The following is a 20,909-nucleotide window of genomic DNA, read 5'->3' on the forward strand; positions in this document are numbered from 1 at the left end:
GCCAGGAGATTCTTATTCTTTATTAAGTTATGTATTGGTGAACATACTTTTCAGAATAGGAGTTGCTGTTTTTCTTATCATTTTCAGAATATTATTTTTTATCATACAGATGATTGAAAAAATGGTTGATAAGAATATTTTTATTGACTTGGGCTAATTTATTGTAAGCTTATTTTATTTTCAACCCATTTACATAGGCTAATTTAATTGTATTAGCTCCGTGAAATTCAGAAGAATTGAGATCGATTTCATTTTTTGTTTTTAGTCTCTCGTAAAGTTTAAGAATATTCCCTTTATAAGGGCAATTATTCACAAAATTATTTAGAAAAACTTCAGCAGTATCTTTTTCAGAAAAACATAAAAGAAAGTCTAAAGGAGAAATAGAATTCTCTGACCATTGATTAAACTTTGTTCCATTGTTTTTTAGAAATTCAACAGCAATTTCCTTAGAATTAAAAATTTTGAAAATTGGGAGGATGTATTTTTCTATATTTTCTGTGATTTCAATAATTGATTTTTCATAAGATAACCCTGCTAAATTCCATTGTTTCCAATTATTATACGGAGTTAAATAACCTATCTGATTTCCAAAAATTAATCCCTGAGAATATTCATTTTTAGTTTGCTCTGTCTGCCATTTCTTTAAAATTTTAGAATAGATAGCAATATGAGGAAGGAACTGAACGGATGAAGAATCATTCCTAAAACTGGACTGAAAATAAATCTCAAAATAGATGTCTTTATCAAGGGAAACTTTTTTAAGCCTTTGTCCTTTTTCAAATGTTTTGAAACCATTGAGTTGAGTGGCAATTTCATTGCAGGCATTTAAAAATATTGTTCTTGTATCCATTTGTTTCTGATAGTATTTTGAATAAATCCAATTGAGGAGCAAAAATAAAAAATAAAAGAGCAAAAAAAAGAGACTTAAACAAGTCTCTTTTATGTATTAATTGAATAAATCTTTTACTTTATCAAAAAAAGTTTTTTCCTTTCCGGATGGTTCTGCAACCATTTCTCCGCTGGACATCTGCTTTTCAAAGAAATCTTTCTGCTCTTTGGTAAGCTTCTGTGGCGTCCATACATTGATGTGGATGAACATGTCCCCTTTTCCATAGCTGTCGATACTTGGAAGTCCTTTTCCAGCTAATCTTAGGATTTTTCCGGATTGAGTTCCCGGATCAACGGTAATTTTTACTTTTCCGCCTACGGTAGGAATTTCTTTTTTAGTTCCTAAAGCAGCTTCAGCAAATGAAACATACAGCTCCTGATGAAGATTATCACCTTCTCTCTTGATCACCTGATCTACTTCCTCTTCAATAATTACCAATAAGTCTCCCGGAATTCCACCAAATGGAGCATCATTTCCTTTTCCTCTTACATTAAGCTGGATACCGTCTCTTGCCCCTGCAGGAATGTTGATGGTGATTTCCTCTTCATCTTTGATAAGACCTTGCGCGTTGGCCCCTGCAGGAATCTTGTCAGCAACTTTTCCAATTCCCTGACAAGTACTACAAGTTGTCTGAGTCTGCATTTGACCAAACATGGTATTCATTACTTTAAGCTGAACACCGGAACCGTTACAGATAGGACATATTTTTGAAGTGGCACCTTCTGCCATCTTCATTTTTTTAACTTTAATGGTTTTCTGAGTTCCGTTTACCATTTCCTCAAGGTTCAGCTTGATTCTGATTCTTAAATTAGAACCTTTCACCTGCTGACGGCCGCCACCGCCACCACCGAATCCTCCGAAACCACCACCGAAAATATCTCCAAACTGGCTGAAAATATCTTCCATGTTCATTCCGCCTCCGAAGCCTCCGCCTCCAAAACCGCCGTTTCCACCTACTCCGGCATGACCAAACTGGTCATATCGGGCACGTTTCTGATCGTCGCTTAGAACTTCGTAAGCTTCAGCAGCTTCTTTAAACTTTTCTTCAGCCTCCTTATCACCAGGATTTTTATCCGGGTGAAATTTGATGGCCATTTTACGGTATGCTTTTTTTATTTCGTCGGCCGATGCAGATTTGCTGATCTCAAGAACCTCGTAATAATCTCTTTTTGACATGACAATTTTATAATTGATTGTTGATAAATGATAAAAGATATTCTAAAGCTAATAAGTGAAACATTCATCAATTATCACTCATCATTTATCATTTATGAATTTTAATTTCCTGTTACTACTTTTGCAAAACGGATTACTTTATCACCTAAAGTATATCCAGTTTCAATAACGTCTACGATTTTTCCTTTCAAATCTTCTGATGGAGCAGGGATCTGAGTAATCGCTTCATGGAAATCAACATTAAAGCTGTCACCAGCTCTTACTTCCATTGTTTGTAAGCCTTTTTCAGTAAGTTTATTTTTGAATTTCTGATAGATAAGTTCCACCCCTTGAAGGTCAGCCGGATTTCCGTTTTTAGCGATTTCCTTTAATGCTCTTTCAAAATCATCTAAAACTCCTAACATTGAAACCATCATTTCCTGGTTGGCATACTGGAAGAATTCCATCTTCTCTTTGCTCGTTCTTTTTTTATAGTTTTCGAATTCAGCATACAACCTGATGTAACGGTCTTTTTCTTCTGCCAAAAGTTCTTCTGGTGAAGGAGTAGCTGTCACATTGTCCTGAGATGCTACGTCATTCTGAACATTGTTTTCTTCCTGATTATTGATGCTTTCTTCGTTAATATCCTGGTTTTCCATAATTCAATATTTATTTACTGATTGTTTGACAAAGAGCCTGCCAAATCTGAAATCAGGACATTAAGGCAGAAAAATAAGCAACGATGAATAGTGAATAAATCAATTCATTCTGCTTGTGAATTTCAAGAAGCGCAAGTTTAAAAATTGACTATTGACCACTCACTTAGCAATGTTCAATAGTCAATTTAAAAACTATGGTTGTATTTTTTATTCTCCTGTAAACGTTTGATACAACAGGTACAGGTTTAAAACAATAATAATAATGGAAATTGCCCATACACAGATTTTAAGAACCGGTTTATTGACAAATTCTCCCATCTTGGCTTTATCATTGGTGAACATGACCAATGGGACAACAGCAAAACTCAGCTGCATGGATAGAATTACCTGGCTTAAAACCAGTAATTCAGTCGTTCCCTGTTCGCCATAAAGAATAGCGACAATAAGTGCAGGAATTACAGCAATAAGTCTTGTAATGAGTCTTCGCAGCCAGGGTTTTAATCTGATATTCAAAAAGCCTTCCATTACGATCTGTCCGGCAAGAGTTCCTGTCAATGTAGAATTTTGCCCGGATGCCAATAAAGCAATAGCAAATGCAATACTTGCCATAGAAGCTCCTAGAATAGGGGTCAGCATTTTATAAGCATCATGAATGTCAGCAACATGTTCATTTCCTGTAGTGTGGAATGTAGCAGCTGCCAGAATAAGGATTGCCGCATTGATGAAAAATGCCAACATCAATGAAACTGTGCTGTCCAGGGTAGCAAACTTTATAGCTTCTTTTTTTCCTTCAGTATCGCGGGTATAATCTCTGGTCTGTACAATACTGCTGTGCAGATACAAGTTGTGGGGCATCACTGTAGCTCCTAAGATCCCAATGGCAATATAAAGCATAGCAGGATTCTGAATGATTTCCTTTTGTGGAACCAAACCTCCCAGAATCTCATTAAAAGCAGGCTGCGAAATGATAATTTCATATACGAAACACGCCAAAATAATGAATATAAGTCCTCCAACAATACTTTCAATCCATCGGAAACCTTTGGACTGAAGTAAAAGGATAATTAAAACATCCACTGTTGTGATAACAATTCCCCAGGTTAGTGGGATGTGAAATAAAAGATTTAATGCAATGGCAGAACCAATGACCTCGGCGAGATCACAGGCGGCAATGGCTATTTCACAAAATACCCAGAGAATAAAATTGGTAGTAGGGCTGAAATGATCTCTACATGCTTGTGCAAGATCTCTTTCTGCAACAACCCCGAGTTTCACGGATAAATGCTGCAGAACCATTGCGAAAATATTGGAAATAAGAATTACGGATAGCAAGGTATATCCAAACTGAGCACCTCCTGCGATATCCGTGGCCCAGTTTCCTGGATCCATATATCCTACAGCAATCATCAGGCCCGGTCCGGCAAATGCAAGATATTTTCTCCAAAACGTTGCATTTTTTGGTACTTTGATCGATGAATAAACCTCTGATAAGGAATGGTTTGTTTTATCTTTTCGCCAGGCGCTTTTTATATTGAAATTCATAAATGTTAGAAATGACTAACAAATTTAATTAAATAAATGTAAACAGAAAAATCATGGCACAAAAAAATCCCGGAAATTACTTCCCGGGATCTAATTTTTATTGAATCTAAAGATTATTTTGCAAATCTTACAGACATTTTTCTGTCAGCAGCTCTTTCTGCATCAGAAGCTTTTGCGTCTACTGTAGCAAATTTACTTCCATAACCATCAGCTTCCAGAACCTGAGCTCCAACTCCAGCTTTTGCTAGAGCTGCTTTGATAAATTCAGCTCTGGCTTTTGATAATTTCACATTAGAAGCTTCATTTCCTGTTTTATCAGTGTAACCTCCAACTTTGATTTTTGCATCAGGGAAAGCCTTAAGGATAGCTACAAGGTTATCCAATTGTCCTTGTGAACCTGCTTCCAGCTCTGTAGAGCTTCCCATTTTGAAATTAACATGGTCGAAATCGTACCACTTATCTTTCAATGCTGAATCATCAGTTGCATTTTTGTAAGCTCCGGATTTTAGGAAAGTAATCATCTGATCCTCCATACCACCTTTATAACCTTTTAACATCACACCATTAAGATCAATGTTTTCATCGGTTTTAGCAGTAGCCGGAACAGGTGTTGCAGTTCCTGTTGTAGCTGTATCTGCAGTAGAACTGGTTGTAGCAGAGTCAGACGTACTGGTAGTTGTGGTAGTCGTCTGTTTTTTCTCACACTGTTTCCATAAGAAATATCCGGCTGCCAATAACAGTAAAAGCGGAAGCAACCATTTCCAGATTGAGCCTCCGCCTTGATTATTGTTATTATTATCGTTAAATTGTTCTCTTATTTCTCTTGCTCCTTCCGAAACATTTTCTCTTGCAGTAGCAACACCTTCTGCGATGTTATCTTTAGCAGTAGAAGTTACTGAAGAAACTGTTTCCTTCGCCTGGCCAAACCAATTTTCAGCTCCTAATCCAAAGGAAGCCAAAGAAAGACCTGCCGGCAATAAGGAAGAAATAATGCCTTTCTGATCGTTCAGTAAGCTGGAAATACCTGAAGCACCCAAATTATTGTCTGCTGCATATTTTCCAACGGTGCCTACCGTAGCTCCAGTCACCAGGTTTAACAAAGAACCTGCAGAGGTATTGCTTACTCCTGAAAAACTAGCAATGGAATTGACTAATCCACTTACTTTATCTCCAAAAATTGAAGACAACAAGTTAGAAATAATAGGATTGCTAGACGATCCGCCTAATAAATTTCCTAAAATTCCACTTGAAGAGGCTTGTGTAATAGCATCCACAACGCCAGGCTTATCTGCATTATTGGCTAATCCGCCTACTACAGCAGGTAATAATCCGCCAATTGCTTTAGAAATACCGGATTCACTTTCTCCAAACTGCGATGCAGCCTGTGAAACTAAAGCGGGACCTAATTGTCCTTTAATTAAATCAATGACATTTAAAGACATAATAATAAATTTTTTTGATTAATGTTGAGATAAATTTAAACAAAAATCCGTCCAAATGTCACTTTTTTTTGAATATTTCTTTAAAAGTTGACGATTTATTTTTTAATCATTAAAATTATTAATAAGCTTTTGCGAATAATACACGTCTCTTAGATGGTTTCCCAGAAACCAATGAAATTCCTTCTTCTACATCATCATCTAAAGGAATACATCTGATAGTAGCCTTCGTTTCATCCTTGATCTGTTCTTCTTCTTCAGCTGTACCATCCCAGTGAGCATAGATGAAACCACCTTTCTCTTCCAGAACTTTTTTGAATTCTTCGTAAGTATCTACTTTCGTAAAATTATCTTTTCTGAATTCGAAAGCTTTGTTGTAAAGATCCTTCTGAATTGTTTTCAATAGATCTTCGATATAAGAATCTAAACCTTCGATAGAACGAACTTCCTTCGTCAGATTATCTCTTCTTGCAATTTCCACTGATTTATTTTCCAGATCTCTTGGTCCCATTGCAATTCTTACAGGAACTCCTTTCAATTCGTATTCTGCAAACTTCCAGCCAGGTTTGTTCTGAGTATCATTATCAAATTTCACAGAAATTCCTTTTGCTCTCAGTTTAGCCTGAATATCCAAAGCTACTTCACTGATTTGCTCTAACTGCTCTTCTCCTTTGAAGATCGGAACAATCACAACCTGAATTGGTGCCAGAGTAGGAGGCAATACCAATCCGAAATCATCAGAATGTGTCATAATCAAAGCTCCCATCAAACGGGTTGATGTTCCCCATGATGTAGCCCATGCATGTTCTATTTTTCCTTCTTTATTGGTGAATTTTACGTCAAATGCTTTTGCGAAATTCTGACCTAAGAAGTGAGATGTTCCTGCCTGTAAAGCTTTTCCATCCTGCATCAATGCTTCAATACAGTATGTTTCATCAGCTCCTGCAAATCTTTCAGATGGAGTTTTTAATCCCTGAATTACCGGCATCGCCATAAAGTTTTCTGCAAAATCTGCATATACTTTATTCATCTTTTCTGCTTCTTCAACAGCTTCGTCCTTTGTAGCGTGAGCGGTGTGGCCTTCCTGCCATAAGAATTCTGCCGTTCTTAAGAAAAGACGTGTTCTCATTTCCCAACGAACAACATTCGCCCATTGGTTGATCAATATCGGTAGGTCTCTATAAGACTGAATCCAGTTTTTGTAGGTATTCCAGATAATAGCTTCTGAAGTAGGACGAACGATAAGTTCTTCTTCCAGTTTCGCATCAGGATCCACAATCAGTTTGGATGGATTGTCTGGATCTGTTTTTAATCTGTAATGAGTAACAACAGCACATTCTTTTGCAAAACCTTCTGCATTCTTTTCCTCAGCCTCAAACAAGCTCTTGGGCACAAAAAGCGGAAAATATGCGTTAACGTGACCTGTTTCTTTGAACTTTCTATCCATTTCATCACGCATTTTTTCCCAGATTGCATAGCCATACGGTTTGATCACCATACATCCACGCACGCCTGAGTTTTCAGCTAAATCAGCTTTTACAACCAGCTCATTATACCATTTGCTGTAATCTTCGCTTCTTGAGGTTAATTTTGCCATTATTTTTTTAAATTTTTTTAACTTTTGTACATTATTGTTATCTAAAAATAAAGATCTATTTTTGATAGATTTTTTTACCAGTATTTTGGTACATTTTTGGTACAGATTGCAAATATAATTTAAATTAAAAATTTTTACGTTATCATGAAAAGAAATATACATAAAAATTTGCTTGGTCTGCTAAGATCCAAAGGGGTGTTGGCAATATCAGGCGGATTATTACTTGTGTCTTGTGGTGCTCAGATGGGAGGGTATAGCGAGACAGATGGGGTGTATTACGACCCCAATAAGGATACGCTACCTGAAGGAGTTATCATTAATGATAGCGGCAACAGAGTAGGAGAATATTATGACTATTATCAGGATTCCAATGTCATTCAAAATGCACAGACGAATTCCAGAGAACAGCAAAACAGATATAATGACTGGAGTAGTACCAATACGAATTGGAACTCCAACGCTACAGATTCCGATTGGGGGCTTTATGCAGGCTCTCAGACGAACTACTATGACAACTCATGGGGATGGGGATCTCCTTGGGGATGGTATGGTGGTTATAGCCCATATTGGGGTTGGGGTATGAACCGCGGCTGGGGCTGGGGTGCAAGTATGTCCTGGGGTTGGGGCGGATCATTCGGATGGGGCTGGGGAGGCTCTTACGGATGGGGAAGTCCATATTGGGGATACGGTTATGGTGGATATTATGATCCATTCTGGGGCGGTTACGGAAACCCTTATTGGGGATACGGAGGCGGTTACTGGGGTGGCGGCTACTACAATAGACCTGTTTATAGAAGAAGCGGCGCCAGTGGAGGAGGATTCCAGAATACAGGTGTAGCAAGCGCAGTATACAGAACCAATACAGCCAATTCAGGCTTCAGAAATAGCAATGGCGGTTTCAGAAACACAAACAATGGTGGTTTCAGAGATTCTAATTCAAACGGTGGATTCAGAAATAGTAATGGCGGTTTCAGAGACGGTAATTCCGGAGGCTTCAGAAACGGCAATTCTGGAGGTTTCAGAAATACACAGCCAAATGGAGGATTCCGTAATACTACACCACAAACAAGACCTAATTATAATTATCAGCAACCACAGCCTAGAAACAACAATAATGGAGGTTTCAGATCCAATGATTCAGGAGGTTTCAGATCTAGCGGTGGCTTCAATTCCGGCGGTGGCGGCTTCAGAGGCGGTTCTTCTGGCGGCGGTGGCGGAATGAGATCCGGCGGCGGAGGCAGAGGTGGATTCAGATAATTTTCAAACGAATAAACTATTAAAAAATAATGTTAAAAAAATCTTTAGTATTAATGAGTATTTCTGCTGCATTTTATGCGCAGGCTCAGGATGTTTCTGTGATAAGAAATACTGTGGAAATTTACTCAAGTACTCCTATGGTGGGATCGGCTAAGTTCAATGCAATGGCTGGATCTAATGGTGCGCTGGGAGGTGATGCCAACTCTTTGCTTACCAACCCGGCAGGTTTAGGGGTAGCTATTTCAGGAGAGGTTTCAGGAACTTTATCTATTTTAGGCAATAAAAACAGCAGCTCTTTAGCTGGATCTACCATAGACTATAGCAAAACTAAGGGAGATCTTGGAAATGCAGGCGGGATCATTGCTTTTCCACTGATGACAGAAACGGCTTGGAAGTTTATTAATATTGGTATTAATTTCTCCAACCAGACTCTTGATAATGTAATCCAGTCACCGGGTAATAATAATATTGTTTACGCTTTTGATAAAGATGATATAACCAAGGATGCTGCATTGGCGGGACATATATATGAAAGATATGGTAATTTGTCAAAGATGAGCTTTGGGGTAGGAGCGAATTATAATCATAATTTATATTTAGGTGCAGGTTTCAATTTTTTCAACGCTTCAGTTGATCAATATGATACTTTATTTTACAGAAATCTTACCAATAATTCTACAGAAGGATTCAGTAAGCAGGATACTCCTTACTCAGAGAGATCTTCAGGGTTTTCAGCTTCATTAGGGGTGATCGGAAAGTTAAGTCCTAATTTCAGAGTGGGAGCATCCCTTGAAACTCCTACATTCTGGACGATTGACAGGAATTACTATTTCTATAATGACCCTACTTACGGGGACGATATGGGTGCTGAAAACAGAAAGTTTACTTCACCGCTTAAAGCAACGGTGAGTGCTGCATTTGTAGCAAGTAAAAACTTCTCGTTGAACGTAGACTATACCCTTGGACTTACAAAACCTGATTATAAGGTATATGGCAGTGCAGAGAGTGTGTTGAATGACTTCTTTAAAGAGAATTATAAAAACCTTTCAGAAGTAAGAGTTGGAGCTGAGTACAGAGTACAGCAGTTCAGACTGAGAGGAGGTTACTCTTATCAATCTAGTCCTTTTGATGCACTTACAATCAGTAGATTTAATGATGCGGGCAGCGTAGGGGATCAATCGTACAGCAACATGATGCTAAGTGACAGAAACACACTTTCTTTCGGTATCGGGTATGATTTCAAATCATTTTATGTAGATGCATCTTATCAGAATATTTCATCTAAGTATACAAACCCTTTTATGAGAGGATATATGGATGGTAATTCAGATTCATCTTATTATTCTGCTAATAATATCTTCGAAAGTGATTCGTATGCGGCAAGTGAGGTTAAAAATAACAGAAACAATTTCTTCCTTACAGTAGGATGGAAGTTCTAAGCTTTACATAAGCTATATATAATAAAAAGCTCCGGATTTCGGAGCTTTTTTTATTTTTTAATGAGAATGACCAACAGGATGTTGATGGAAAACATGCATCATCAATGCAAGTGAAACTCCTAAAACAACCAGTCCGATCTTTACCCAGTCAATATTGTGATTTTTATTGCTTTCAAAAATGATCACTGATGAAATGTGAAGGAAAATTCCCCCTACAATAGCCAGAAAATAAGGCTGAAGATCAGGATTGAAATAATTTCCTAGCAACATTCCCATCGGAGAAGCCAGTGCGAATAAAGCTACAATGAGAATAGACGGATAGGATGAAGAACTTTTGGATTCTCCTTTTCTGTTAAATAAAAATGCTCCCAGAATAAATGAAATAGGGAGATTGTGAAATACAATTCCCCAAAGATAGGGAGACATCTCATGCTCTTCATTGGCAAGAGGAATCCCTTCAATAAAAGCATGGATGAATAATCCTACCATTAAAGCAACGGGAAGAATATTATGTTCGCTATGATGATGGAAGTGTCCGTGTTCAAAACCTTTGGTAAGCGCTTCCAGAATCATCTGGAGAAGAACTCCTCCAATCACGAATATCCCAAGACTGTTACTTCCGGCAGAGGTATAAACCTGCGGAAATACTTCATTAAGACAGATCGTAATCAAAAAGCCGGCACTTAATATCAGTAGATTTTTGGCCAGTTTTTCTTTTTTACCAAAGTGTTTTCCCAGAAATACTCCTGTTACGACACTTAAAATCAGTAAAAGTACTGTTGTCATTATTTTCTCTTAAATAAATTGATGCAACGTGGGGAATTTTCTTTATTAAATTCATTCAGCTGATAATCTCCCCAGATTTTTATTCTTTCAAAACCACACTCCGAAGCATAAGCATGGATAGCTTCCAGTGTATGAAGCTTTACTTTTTCAAAGAAATGAAAAGGTTTACCGTCTGCTTCAAAACGGATATCTTTGATGATATGTCTGCCTTCTATCTTTTTCAGGATTTTAAAGTCTATATCACCGCGGGTGATTGCTGTTTCCGGGACTAAAGTATTTCTTACATATTCTTCATTCAGATAATCCAGTACAAAATATCCTCCGGGCTTCAAAGCATTGTAAACAGACTGGAATACCTTTTTATCATCATTTTCATTATCAAAATACCCAAAACTTGTAAATAAATTGAATACAGCATCCATTGGGTCTGCATCAATTGGATTTCTCATATCATGAACTTCAAAAATCAAGGTTTGATTTTCATACTGTTTGTCAGACTCAATGCTTTGTCTTGAAAGGTCAAGCCCCAAAACATCATACCCTAATTTATTAAGAAAAACAGAGTGTCTTCCCTTTCCACAGGCAAGATCTATGATTTTCGACTGAGGCGGCAACTGAAGGTCCGCAGTGAGCTTTGTAATGAAGTTTTCAGCTTCAGTATAGTCTCTGTTGCTATAAAGCAAATGATAATAAGGGGTATCAAACCAAGATTCAAACCATTCCATAATGCAAAAATAACTAAATTTGTGCGGTTAAAAGCAAAGTATTTTACAACATTAAGAGATTGAAAAATTCAATTGGACAAGAAGTTGGATAGCTAATCTTTTAATTTTTAAAACTTTAAATCTTTTAATTCATACTTATGGATACAGAAAATATTAAAATACAGATAAAGACATTCTTCGGATTGGAGCAGATTCTGGCAGAAGAAATCAAAAAACTGGGCGGAAGAAATGTTGAAATTAAAAACAGAGCGGTAAATTGTGAAGGAGATCTTGGTTTTCTTTACAAGATCAATTACTCTGCGAGAACAGCATTGAAAATCTTAGTGCCGATTCATGAGTTTAAAGCTTTTAATCAGCATCAGTTTTATGACAGGCTATTCAAATTTGAATGGGAAAACTTCATGGATGTTGACCAGTCTTTCTCTATTGATGCAACGGTAAACTCCGAAACGTTCAAACATTCTCAGTTTGTAACTTTAAAAATGAAGGATGCCATCGTGGATTATTTCCAGGAAAAATTCAAAAGACGTCCGAATGTAGAAACGAGAAATCCGGATATCAAATTCCATCTTCATATTGACAGAGAATTGGTGATGATTTCAATGGATTCTTCAGGAGATCCTTTGTTTAAAAGAGGATACAGAAGAGAACAGGGAGAAGCTCCTATCAATGAGGTTCTTGCCAGCGGAATGCTTCAGCTGGCTGGCTGGGATGGAAAAGGTAATTTCCTTGATCCTATGTGTGGCTCCGGAACTTTGTTGATTGAAGCGGCAATGATTGCCATGGATCTTCCGGCTCAGATTTTCAGAAAGAGATTCGGGTTCCAGAACTGGAATAACTATGATGCAGAATTGTTTGCAAAAATTAAAGAATTCAGAATTAACAGAGTCAGACAGTTTGATGGAAAAATTGTTGGGTATGACATTGATGCAAGAATGCTGAATGCTGCAAGAATGAACGTAGAAGCAGCAGAAATGGAAGATGTTATCGAAATTAAAAAACAAAACTTCTTTGATTCCAAGAAAGAATTGTTCCCATTATTAATGGTATTCAATCCACCATATGATGAGAGAATTTCCATTAATGATGATGATTTCTACAAAAAAATCGGAGATACTTTTAAAACCCATTATCCGAATACATTAGCATGGCTGATCTCTTCAGACCTGGAAGCAGTGAAGAAAATTGGTCTGCGTCCTTCAAGAAAAATCAAACTTTTCAACGGAAAGCTGGAAGCGAGATTTTTACAGTACGAAATGTATGAAGGAACGAAGAAAGTACATAAACTGGAAGATAAATAACGATTAGAGATGTCCTGGAATTTTCTTGATGTTTTTGATGTGATTTTTGATGTGTTAGACCTGTTTGGTTCTGGTTTTGGATCATCACGTTCAACTTCTGACAGAAAGAGTCTGAATTATGATGAGAAACCTCAAAAGAAAGAATCTAAGATATCAGAATACTTCACAGAGAAAGTAAGTGCAGGAGCTCTGATATTGGCAGCATTTTCTTTTTTTATTGTTTTTAAAGATCCTTTACCTGTACAAAATTATACACAGACATTAGTGGTAGCTTCTTTAATAGGAGTCAGCATTTCGTTTTTAGTTTTTTTTGTTCTGCATGTACTGGAGCTTTATTATTTTAAAACGCTGCTCAAACTACTTCTTTTCAGCTGTTCAGTAATTGCTTTTTTTATTTCGGTAGTATTTTATCTCTACTTTAAATCAGGATTGTTTATCTAGAAAATTGTATTCAGTTAAATCATAAAAATAGGTTGTACGAATATGTACAACCTATTTTGTTTTATCTTGCGAGAGAAGGTGCAAAACCATACTGCTTTTTAAAAGCATGCGAAAAATGTGACAGATCTTCAAAACCTACTTCCAGGAAAACATCGGAAGGTTTTTTATTTTTTTCAGATAAATGATAATAAGCCAGTTCAAGACGCTTTTGAGTAAGCCATCGCTGTGGAGTGGTTTGAAAAATCTTTCTGAAATCACGGTTAAACGTTGATAAACTTCTTCCCGTCAGATATCCGAACCGTTCCAAAGGCATATTGAACATATAATTTTTTTCCATAAAACTAATCATATCCACTTTTCCCGGCTCGTCAAAATCAGCAAGTACAGAATCTATATTCTGATCAATTTCCCTTAAAATACTGATTGCTTCAGTGATCTTTAAATGAGCAATATTCTCGGGAAGAGATCCTTCCATTTCAAAATAAGGAATGAGAGAGGCCAGGCAGCTGTTCAGAAGCGGATGACTGCTAAAGCTATAAATACTGGATTCCCGATATCCTGTTTTCTTTTGGTCATTAACAGAGCTGTAAAACGCTTTCAGACGTTCTGTTGTAAGATGCATAACCACCGCTTTATGAGGAAGCCCGTCTTTTGGATAGTTGATAATCGTGGCAAGATGGTTCCTCGGGATCAGAAAAATATCTCCGGCGTTGAACAAATAAGTTTTGTCAGACTGAATAATTTTCGTTTCTCCTGATATAAACCAGACCAGCATATGATATTCAAAAACCGTTTCCGTTTTGAACAGCTTATCATCATAACTGGAAAGCTTGATATCCGGTGTGAGGTATTGTATCTGGAAATCCATTGTCAAAAGTTTTTCATTACAAATGTATTTAAAAAAACAGTTATTTGGCATCAAAGCGGAATCCCAACATCTCTTCACTCAGTTTCCATAACTCTTCTGCATTCTTTTTATCAATAGAATAGGGCTGTACTCCTCGGATGGTAGCCGGTTCATCAAACCTGTGCTCAATCTGCCCTCTGTCGATCTCCGCAATATCACAGTTTTCACAATAAACTCCGCCTATTTCGTTGAGTTGAGGGCTTACAGCGCACCAGACTGTTGTTGCAGCTCCTTGTGGTAAGGTTTTCAACCGTGCTTCCACTTCCGGTTTGATATTTCCGTTTTCATCATGAGTTCCAAGCTGTTTAAAAAGTTCAGTAGGTTCTTCTCTGCCCAGATCAGTTCCGTATACAGAACCCGGGTGAAGAGAATAAGCTCTGATATTGAATTTTTTCCCCCTCTCATCAAGTTCTACAGCAAATAAATTACAGGCTGTTTTGGATTGCCCGTATCCGGAAAGGGTGTCATAATCTCTTTTCTCAAAATTGGGGTCTTCAAAATTAAAAGGAGACATCTGGTGTCCATAAGAAGAAACACTGATAACTCTTGCTCCGTTTGCTTTTTTTAGAGCCGGCCATAGTTTTGCAGTAAGGTGGAACTGTCCAAGGTAGTTAGTTGCCAGCTGAGATTCAAAACCTCTACTGTCTCTGCGGAGAGGAACCCACATGATTCCTGCATTATTAATAAGGATATCGAGACTTCTGCCCGATGATAAAAATCTTTCTGCAAAAGCATCAATGGATGCCGGATCCATCAGATCCATTTTTTCAAGATCAAAATTTTGAATTCCTGTAAGGTTTTTTCCTGCTTTTTCAATATCTCTGGCGGGAATAATAACATGCGCTCCGGCTGAAGTAAGGGCTTTTGTGGTTTCAAGACCAATGCCTGCATAACCACCGGTAATGATAACGTTTTTTCCGGTAAGATCAATTCCCTGAATAACTTCCTGAGCTGTTGAAAACGCATTAAAGCCAGATTGAATAGGTTGCTGCAATGAGCTGATAGTTGGTTCCATTTTTTTGTTGTTTTAAATTTCTATAGCAAAATTAGGAGGGATTTCTCATGGTTATTTTGTTTAAAATGTCAAATAACTTGGCTCAGAATTTCATTTGTAAGCTCCATATATTAAAGCAAATAAGATTACATATCGTTAATTTCTCTGAATAAGCTGTTAAACTGTTTGTAGGTTGTTCTGTGAATAAGTAATTTTGAAAAATTTTCAATTTGAAGCCTACTATTTCCATTGTCGTTGCCATTTACAACCGAAAAGATGAACTTTTTGAGCTGCTGACCTCCCTTACCCAGCAGACAGATAGGGAGTTCGAGATCATTATCGTAGATGATGGTTCTTTGATTGATCTGAAACCTACCATCAAAAACTTTGAACAGGGTTTAGATATTAAATATTTCAGAAAGGATAACTCAGGGCCCGGATTGACAAGAAACTACGGGGCGGCAAGAGCAGCGAATGAATGGCTGGTATTTGTAGACAGTGATGTCATCGTGGAAAAGGATTATATTGAACATATTAAAAACGATATCATTACAATTCCCTGTGATGCGTTTGGGGGAGCAGATAAGGCGCATAAAGGGTTTAACCTGATGCAGAAAGCCATTTCCTATTCCATGACTTCTGTTTTTACAACCGGAGGGATAAGAGGAAATAAAAAAGCAGTTTCCAAGTTTCAGCCCAGAAGCTTCAACATGGGCGTGAAAAAGGCTGTTTTTGAAAAAGTAGGCGGATTTTCAGAAATGAGAATAGGTGAGGATCCGGATCTGTCTATGACCCTTTGGGAAAATGGTTTTACTACTGCTTTTTTTGATGATATTGCTGTATATCATAAACGTAGAGTTGATTTTGGAAAATTCTCCAAGCAGGTCTATCAGTTTGGATGTGCAAGACCAATTCTGAATCAGAGACACCCCAACTATGTGAAGATTTCTTTCGCATTTCCTACCTTATTTATGTTAGGGTATGTGATGGGCTTTCTGGAGTATTTTATGTTGGGAAGAGGAGTAATCCTTTCTTTCTACGGATTGTACACCTTCTTGGTATTGTTTCATGCTTTATTACTTACTAAAAATATCAGCATTGCCGGTATGGCGGTTATTTCCACTTATATTCAAATGTTTTCTTACGGATATGGGTTCTTAAAATCCTGGATTCTGCTGAATGTTTTAAAAATGAAACCTGAGGAAGCCTTTCCACATCATTATTATAAGAAGTAAGGTGACAGGGGTAATGTCCGCAAAAGATAATTCAATAGGAATGGGCTTTAACCATTTATCAAATAAATAAAATCTTCCAACGGTTTTAGCCAAAACCTATTAGACGATGATACACAACGTTTGTCATTCCGCAGGAATCTCAACAGAGACTAAAAGCCATTACAATTTCCCTAACAATTCCGTTTGTAACCTCTCGACACCTCCGGAGGTCTAAAACAATAGTGAAACCAACCTTCCAAGTCCTCGGATTGTTAAAAACAAGTATGTTTATGACTTCCAGAGATGTCGGGTAGTCTCTTGCAAGTTGTGGGAAACCTTCTGCGATGTCGGGAGGGGTGTTTTAAGTCTGTTTGTAATCAAACAACTTTTTATAATGCTCGAATGAGCTGGTAAAGGCTGATGAAAAACTCGTCACTAGATCTTACGCTGCGTAGTTTTTCTTTTTGCATGACCCGTATTTTTTACAAATATGCAAAATATTACGCGAAAAAATATTTCTTTTTTTCAGAAATTGTAAGGGAACAGTTTTCTCAATCATTGAGAAGCTTTTTGCGTATAATCAGAGTAGCGCTTTTCGCACTCCCGTTGCCATTCAGCAGAAATCTAGATCTGATGCTGTGATTTGAATAAGAAAAAAGGCTGTTCCAAATGAAGCAGCCTTTTTACAATAATAAATTTAGGATATAGAAATGTTTTCATGGTGGTTAAGAACACCTACTTTCAGCATACACTCCTTCATTTTATGGTAAGTTCTTTTGATGTCGTGATCCAGGCCGATGGAGAATCTGATCAATCCGTCGGAAATCCCTATGGAAGCACGTTCTTCCTCTGGAATTTCAGATGAAGTAGATTTTCCTGAGCATGAGAATAAGGTTTTATAGAATCCTAAGCTTACAGCAAGGTAGCCAAGGTTTTCTGCCTGCATCATTTCCATCAGTTCATTTGCCTTTTCTGTTGTGCCTGCATCCAGAGTAAGTAATCCTCCGTATCCGTATTCTTCATGAATCATGCTTTTCATTAATTCATGGTTTTTGTGCGATGGTAATCCCGGATAAGATACCTTTAAACCATCTTCCTCGAATCTTTCAGCAAGATACATCGCATTGTGGCTGTGCTGTTTTATTCTGATATGTAATGTTCTCAGGTTTTTTAAAATACTTGAAGATCTTAAACTGTCCATCGTTGGTCCAAGAAGCATACACGCCCCGGAATTTACATTTTTGGTATCATCAATAAATGCCTGTGTTGCACAATATACACCTCCTACAGTATCACTGCTTCCATTGATGAATTTCGTTAAACTGTGGATCACAACATCTGCCCCGAATACTGTAGGAGAGATAGAAAGAGGGGAGAAGGTATTGTCTACAATCAGTTTCAGGTTGTGTTTTTTACAGATTTCAGAAAGTTTTCTAAGGTCTGCTACTTCAAGAAGCGGATTGCTCACGCTTTCACAGTAGATTACTTTAGTATTGGGAGTAATTGCATTTTCTACTGCCTCAAAATTGTTGATGTCAACAAAGCTGGTTGCTACATTAAACTGAGGCATGAAGTTTTTAAGAAAAGCATAAGTTCCTCCGTAGATGGTTCTGCTTGAAATAATATGGTCTCCACTTTTGCACAGCTGCATCAAAACAGAAGTAATAGCTCCCATTCCGGATGCGGTAACGTTGGCAGATTCCGTGTTTTCCATCTTGGCAAGAGCTTGTGCCAGATAAAGGTTCATTGGGGATGAATGTCTGGAGTACAGATAGCATCCTTCCGCATTTCCTTCAAAAGTATCAAACATGGTCTTTGCAGAAAGGAACGTATAGGTAGAGCTGTCTGAGATAGAAGGATTCACTCCTCCGAATTCACCAAAATACTGAAGATCCTGGATCTCGTTGGCTGCGTTAAAGTTTTCCATAAATATTGTTTTTATTTTATTGTTCCAAATTGCATTAATTTGCTAATTATTACAACATAAATTTGAATTTATAGAATATAAAACTGTAAAATATTGTTTATTTAGAAAAAATATTTAGTATCTTCGAAATTATTAAACTTTTACCAAAAAAATATCTATGGAACTTGACGAAACCGATAAGAAACTCCTGTTTTTTCTACAGGAAGACTGTAAACAAACCACCAAAGAACTGTCCGGCAAGCTTGGATTGTCTGTTACAGCGATTTACGAGCGTGTAAAAAAGCTTGAAAATGCAGGTGTTATTTCAAAATATGTAGCCTTGCTGGACAAGAGTAAAGTTAAGAAAAATTTTATCGTTCTGTGTCATGTGAAATTAAGCCAGCATAAAAAAGAATTTGTACTTCAGTTTGAAAAAGAGGTAATGGATCTGCAGGAAGTAACAGAGTGCTTCCATGTAAGCGGAGATTACGATTATATCCTTAAAATAGGTGTAAAAGATATTGAAGACTATCGCAGTTTTATGCTGACAAAGCTTACGACACTTCAGCACATCGCAAGCACGCACAGCTCATTTATGATTTCCGAAGTGAAAAATACAACGGCGATCGTATTATAGATTATTGAAATACCTTATGATAAAAAAACGATCGGCTCAGATCGTTTTTTCATTAATAAAAAAGGCCGTTGTTTCCGGCTTTTGTATCAGCTGTTCCAGATATGATTTCAAGGTTTCAGAGGTCAGATCAGTTGTATTATTGATCTGCATGCTTCGAAGACTTCCGTCTTTCTGGGGGGCGATCAAAATAATATTGCCATATTTCAGATGATAAAGCTTCATGTTTACAATGGCAAAATCTTCCTTTTCAAGAGTGGTGAAAGCAGAGAAGTCGATCCTGTTATTGGAGGTTTTTACAAATCCCTGTCCGATCACGTCTGGGAAATTTCTTGAAACAATATTCATTTTACTGGATGTATATTCTTTGTCATCAATAAAATCTGTAAGAACAAGAATCGTAAAGAATACTCTGTCTTTACTTTTGACCTTATGTGAATTTAGAGTTCCCCAGTTGTTTTCCAGAAAACTTGTATAGACAATTCTTTTGCCCTGAAGTTTTAATCCGAAAAAATTTCCCAGCGTTCCCACTCCTTTAAAGCCGCCTTTCTGAATACTGTCATAGATAGGGTAAGGAAATACACCATACGTAAAAGGCCCTGAATCTTTACCCTCTACTTTGAGTTCTTCTTCCATTCTTTTAAAATCTAAGTCTTCCTTTTGATTTTGTACTTTCAACTGTTTTTCTCTTAGATTTTTGATGTTTTCGGTAGACTGCGCGAAAGACAGGCTTGTAATAAAGATTAAAGTAAAGGCTAAATAGGATTTCATATTCTTCAATTGTTATTAGTTTTATATCATTTTTATAGGTCTTCTTTCGTCATTTTATCAATGAAATAATGAAGTTTTTTAATCTCGGTTCTGCCTTTGTTTTTATCGTTCAAAAAGCAGGTGGTTACGATGACCATTTTTAAATCAGGAATGACACATATAAGCTGTCCGCCATAGCCGGTTGCTACGAAAGCCTGATGTCCGTTGGTTTTTCTTCGCCACCAGTAATAGCCGTATCCGTTGGCTTCCGGCATTACATCCCAGGAATCAAGTTTTGCATGTTCAGCTGTAGATTCCTGAATCCATTTCTGAGAGACGATCTGTCTGCCGCCAAGTTTTCCGTTATTCAGAATCATCAAACCAAATTTCATCATATCTTCAGGCTTCATAAACATTTCTGAACCGGCAATATTTCTATTCATTGAGTCTGTGTCCCATCGGGGAATATTTATCTTTAATGGTTTAAAAAGATTCTCTGTCGCGAATTGTTTCAGATTGGTCTTTACAATTTTTGCCAATGCTGCTCCGAAAAGATGGGTTTCGCCACTGTTATAGTTGAATACAGTTCCTGGATATTCTTCGAAAGGCAGATCCAGCACAAACTTTACGGGATCCCCGGAAAAGGACATAGCAGTTGATATTTTTGAATTTTCAATCCAGTCGAAACCACCCTGCATGGTCAGCAGATTTTTTAACGTTAATGTATTTCTGATTGAATCATGAAGTACCTTTCCTTCAATATTGGAAATGTTTTTGAAACTGCTCCTTGAGATATTATATTCGGGAAGAATTTTTAAAACCGGAGTGTTGAGGTTGGGAAGTATGTTTTTATCTTTTGCAATACCTGCCAGAACAGAGACAATACTTTTGGTAACCGACTTTATACTGAAGATGGTTTCTTTTTTCGCTCCATGGAAATACTGTTCATAAATTACCTTATCATTTTGGGAAACAATGAAAGATCCCAGAGAAGGAATACTGTCGTTAATTTCTTTAGTGAATTGGTCTGTAAATTCTTTCCGTAATTCTTTGTTAAAGGCTGCCTGTGACTTCACTTTAGGGCAGAATAGAGTAAGACATAATATTGTCAAAACCTGCAGTACTTGCTTGGATCTCATTGTTTAAAAAGAAGGGATAAATTATTAGCTAGTAAAAAAGTATAAGCTAAATTGATCCCGCTGGATGAACATAACTGATGCTTTCAATGCCTCTAAATTATGAAAAACAATGAACTTTTAAAATATATTTTACCG

General features: G+C 37.2%; 19 protein-coding genes. 6 read left to right on the forward strand and 13 right to left on the reverse strand.

All coding sequences use genetic code 11. The annotated features are described in order from the left end of the window. Positions 1–169: 169 nt before the first annotated feature. The 6 genes from KIK00_RS21910 to proS all read right to left on the reverse strand — a co-directional run bounded on the left by KIK00_RS21910 (position 170) and on the right by proS (position 7,281). Positions 170–850, reverse strand: coding sequence for a DUF4304 domain-containing protein (locus KIK00_RS21910; protein WP_255814371.1), 681 nt, complete (start codon positions 848–850; stop codon positions 170–172). A 96-nt stretch (positions 851–946) separates the two neighbouring features. After that, positions 947–2,065: a molecular chaperone DnaJ gene (gene dnaJ / locus KIK00_RS21915; protein WP_255814372.1), complete on the reverse strand. Its 1,119-nt coding sequence runs from the start codon at positions 2,063–2,065 to the stop codon at positions 947–949. Between the two features lie 101 nt (positions 2,066–2,166). Then, complete coding sequence (locus KIK00_RS21920; protein ID WP_370647722.1) at positions 2,167–2,703, reverse strand: nucleotide exchange factor GrpE; 537 nt, start codon at positions 2,701–2,703, stop codon at positions 2,167–2,169. Positions 2,704–2,910: 207 nt separating this feature from the next. Next, a complete protein-coding gene (locus KIK00_RS21925) occupies positions 2,911–4,245 on the reverse strand; it encodes an Nramp family divalent metal transporter (protein ID WP_255814373.1) in 1,335 nt (444 codons plus the stop codon). Between the two features lie 113 nt (positions 4,246–4,358). Next, positions 4,359–5,687, reverse strand: a complete 1,329-nt coding sequence (locus KIK00_RS21930) for an OmpA family protein (RefSeq protein ID WP_255814374.1) — start codon at positions 5,685–5,687, stop codon at positions 4,359–4,361. A gap of 118 nt (positions 5,688–5,805) precedes the next feature. Beyond that, a complete protein-coding gene (proS, locus tag KIK00_RS21935; protein WP_255814375.1) occupies positions 5,806–7,281 on the reverse strand; it encodes a proline--tRNA ligase in 1,476 nt (491 codons plus the stop codon). Between the two features lie 144 nt (positions 7,282–7,425). Here proS and KIK00_RS21940 point away from each other — a divergent pair, with 144 nt between their 5' ends. Continuing rightward, positions 7,426–8,538 carry a prolyl-tRNA synthetase gene (locus KIK00_RS21940; protein ID WP_255816708.1) on the forward strand — a complete coding sequence of 371 codons (1,113 nt, stop codon included), beginning with the start codon at positions 7,426–7,428 and terminating at the stop codon, positions 8,536–8,538. A 53-nt stretch (positions 8,539–8,591) separates the two neighbouring features. Then, a complete protein-coding gene (locus tag KIK00_RS21945; protein WP_255814376.1) occupies positions 8,592–9,977 on the forward strand; it encodes an OmpP1/FadL family transporter in 1,386 nt (461 codons plus the stop codon). 57 nt (positions 9,978–10,034) lie between these two features. Here KIK00_RS21945 and KIK00_RS21950 read toward each other — a convergent pair whose 3' ends face one another. Next, positions 10,035–10,763: a ZIP family metal transporter gene (locus KIK00_RS21950; RefSeq protein WP_255814377.1), complete on the reverse strand. Its 729-nt coding sequence runs from the start codon at positions 10,761–10,763 to the stop codon at positions 10,035–10,037. Next, positions 10,763–11,488: a class I SAM-dependent methyltransferase gene (locus KIK00_RS21955; protein WP_255814378.1), complete on the reverse strand. Its 726-nt coding sequence runs from the start codon at positions 11,486–11,488 to the stop codon at positions 10,763–10,765. Before KIK00_RS21955 ends, KIK00_RS21950 begins: the two co-directional genes overlap by 1 nt. A 137-nt stretch (positions 11,489–11,625) precedes the next feature. On the opposite strand from KIK00_RS21955, the gene KIK00_RS21960 reads away from it, so the two are divergent. Both KIK00_RS21960 and KIK00_RS21965 read left to right on the forward strand, forming a co-directional pair. Continuing rightward, complete coding sequence (locus KIK00_RS21960; RefSeq protein WP_255814379.1) at positions 11,626–12,789, forward strand: class I SAM-dependent RNA methyltransferase; 1,164 nt, start codon at positions 11,626–11,628, stop codon at positions 12,787–12,789. 9 nt (positions 12,790–12,798) lie between these two features. Beyond that, positions 12,799–13,230: a branched-chain amino acid ABC transporter substrate-binding protein gene (locus KIK00_RS21965; RefSeq protein WP_255814380.1), complete on the forward strand. Its 432-nt coding sequence runs from the start codon at positions 12,799–12,801 to the stop codon at positions 13,228–13,230. A 61-nt stretch (positions 13,231–13,291) separates the two neighbouring features. Here KIK00_RS21965 and KIK00_RS21970 read toward each other — a convergent pair whose 3' ends face one another. Beyond that, positions 13,292–14,098, reverse strand: a complete 807-nt coding sequence (locus KIK00_RS21970) for an AraC family transcriptional regulator (protein WP_255814381.1) — start codon at positions 14,096–14,098, stop codon at positions 13,292–13,294. A gap of 40 nt (positions 14,099–14,138) precedes the next feature. Continuing rightward, the gene (locus KIK00_RS21975) at positions 14,139–15,152 is read right to left on the reverse strand and encodes an SDR family NAD(P)-dependent oxidoreductase (RefSeq protein ID WP_255814382.1); all 1,014 of its coding nucleotides are present in this window, start codon (positions 15,150–15,152) and stop codon (positions 14,139–14,141) included. A 209-nt stretch (positions 15,153–15,361) separates the two neighbouring features. Here KIK00_RS21975 and KIK00_RS21980 point away from each other — a divergent pair, with 209 nt between their 5' ends. Further along, a complete protein-coding gene (locus tag KIK00_RS21980) occupies positions 15,362–16,366 on the forward strand; it encodes a glycosyltransferase family 2 protein (protein ID WP_255814383.1) in 1,005 nt (334 codons plus the stop codon). Between the two features lie 676 nt (positions 16,367–17,042). Here KIK00_RS21980 and KIK00_RS21985 read toward each other — a convergent pair. Beyond that, entirely contained in the window at positions 17,043–18,272 is a 1,230-nt protein-coding gene (locus KIK00_RS21985; protein ID WP_255814384.1) for an aminotransferase class I/II-fold pyridoxal phosphate-dependent enzyme, read from the reverse strand. Between the two features lie 157 nt (positions 18,273–18,429). Here KIK00_RS21985 and KIK00_RS21990 point away from each other — a divergent pair, with 157 nt between their 5' ends. Continuing rightward, positions 18,430–18,888, forward strand: coding sequence for an Lrp/AsnC family transcriptional regulator (locus KIK00_RS21990; protein WP_047432467.1), 459 nt, complete (start codon positions 18,430–18,432; stop codon positions 18,886–18,888). A gap of 36 nt (positions 18,889–18,924) precedes the next feature. Here the strand turns inward: KIK00_RS21990 and KIK00_RS21995 are convergent, their stop codons facing one another. Together KIK00_RS21995 and KIK00_RS22000 are read right to left on the reverse strand one after the other, a co-directional pair. Next, positions 18,925–19,656, reverse strand: a complete 732-nt coding sequence (locus tag KIK00_RS21995; protein WP_255814385.1) for a hypothetical protein — start codon at positions 19,654–19,656, stop codon at positions 18,925–18,927. Between the two features lie 32 nt (positions 19,657–19,688). Further along, entirely contained in the window at positions 19,689–20,774 is a 1,086-nt protein-coding gene (locus tag KIK00_RS22000) for a serine hydrolase (protein WP_255814386.1), read from the reverse strand. Between the last annotated feature and the right edge of the window lie 135 nt (positions 20,775–20,909).

The organism is Chryseobacterium sp. MA9 (assembly GCF_024399315.1).
Lineage (GTDB): Bacteria > Bacteroidota > Bacteroidia > Flavobacteriales > Weeksellaceae > Chryseobacterium.

Bases quoted from the DNA above. Each gene is read 5' to 3' on its own strand.
- dnaJ (WP_255814372.1), bottom strand. From the start codon at position 2,065: ATGTCAAAAAGAGATTATTACGAGGTTCTTGAGATCAGCAAATCTGCA.
- KIK00_RS21940 (WP_255816708.1), top strand. From the start codon at position 7,426: ATGAAAAGAAATATACATAAAAATTTGCTTGGTCTGCTAAGATCCAAA.
- KIK00_RS21960 (WP_255814379.1), top strand. From the start codon at position 11,626: ATGGATACAGAAAATATTAAAATACAGATAAAGACATTCTTCGGATTG.
- KIK00_RS21985 (WP_255814384.1), bottom strand. From the start codon at position 18,272: ATGGAAAACTTTAACGCAGCCAACGAGATCCAGGATCTTCAGTATTTT.
- KIK00_RS21910 (WP_255814371.1), bottom strand. From the start codon at position 850: ATGGATACAAGAACAATATTTTTAAATGCCTGCAATGAAATTGCCACT.
- KIK00_RS21970 (WP_255814381.1), bottom strand. From the start codon at position 14,098: ATGGATTTCCAGATACAATACCTCACACCGGATATCAAGCTTTCCAGT.
- KIK00_RS21925 (WP_255814373.1), bottom strand. From the start codon at position 4,245: ATGAATTTCAATATAAAAAGCGCCTGGCGAAAAGATAAAACAAACCAT.
- KIK00_RS21920 (WP_370647722.1), bottom strand. From the start codon at position 2,703: ATGGAAAACCAGGATATTAACGAAGAAAGCATCAATAATCAGGAAGAA.
- KIK00_RS22000 (WP_255814386.1), bottom strand. From the start codon at position 20,774: ATGAGATCCAAGCAAGTACTGCAGGTTTTGACAATATTATGTCTTACT.
- KIK00_RS21975 (WP_255814382.1), bottom strand. From the start codon at position 15,152: ATGGAACCAACTATCAGCTCATTGCAGCAACCTATTCAATCTGGCTTT.
- KIK00_RS21955 (WP_255814378.1), bottom strand. From the start codon at position 11,488: ATGGAATGGTTTGAATCTTGGTTTGATACCCCTTATTATCATTTGCTT.
- KIK00_RS21930 (WP_255814374.1), bottom strand. From the start codon at position 5,687: ATGTCTTTAAATGTCATTGATTTAATTAAAGGACAATTAGGTCCCGCT.
- KIK00_RS21950 (WP_255814377.1), bottom strand. From the start codon at position 10,763: ATGACAACAGTACTTTTACTGATTTTAAGTGTCGTAACAGGAGTATTT.
- KIK00_RS21945 (WP_255814376.1), top strand. From the start codon at position 8,592: ATGAGTATTTCTGCTGCATTTTATGCGCAGGCTCAGGATGTTTCTGTG.
- KIK00_RS21995 (WP_255814385.1), bottom strand. From the start codon at position 19,656: ATGAAATCCTATTTAGCCTTTACTTTAATCTTTATTACAAGCCTGTCT.
- KIK00_RS21965 (WP_255814380.1), top strand. From the start codon at position 12,799: ATGTCCTGGAATTTTCTTGATGTTTTTGATGTGATTTTTGATGTGTTA.
- KIK00_RS21990 (WP_047432467.1), top strand. From the start codon at position 18,430: ATGGAACTTGACGAAACCGATAAGAAACTCCTGTTTTTTCTACAGGAA.
- proS (WP_255814375.1), bottom strand. From the start codon at position 7,281: ATGGCAAAATTAACCTCAAGAAGCGAAGATTACAGCAAATGGTATAAT.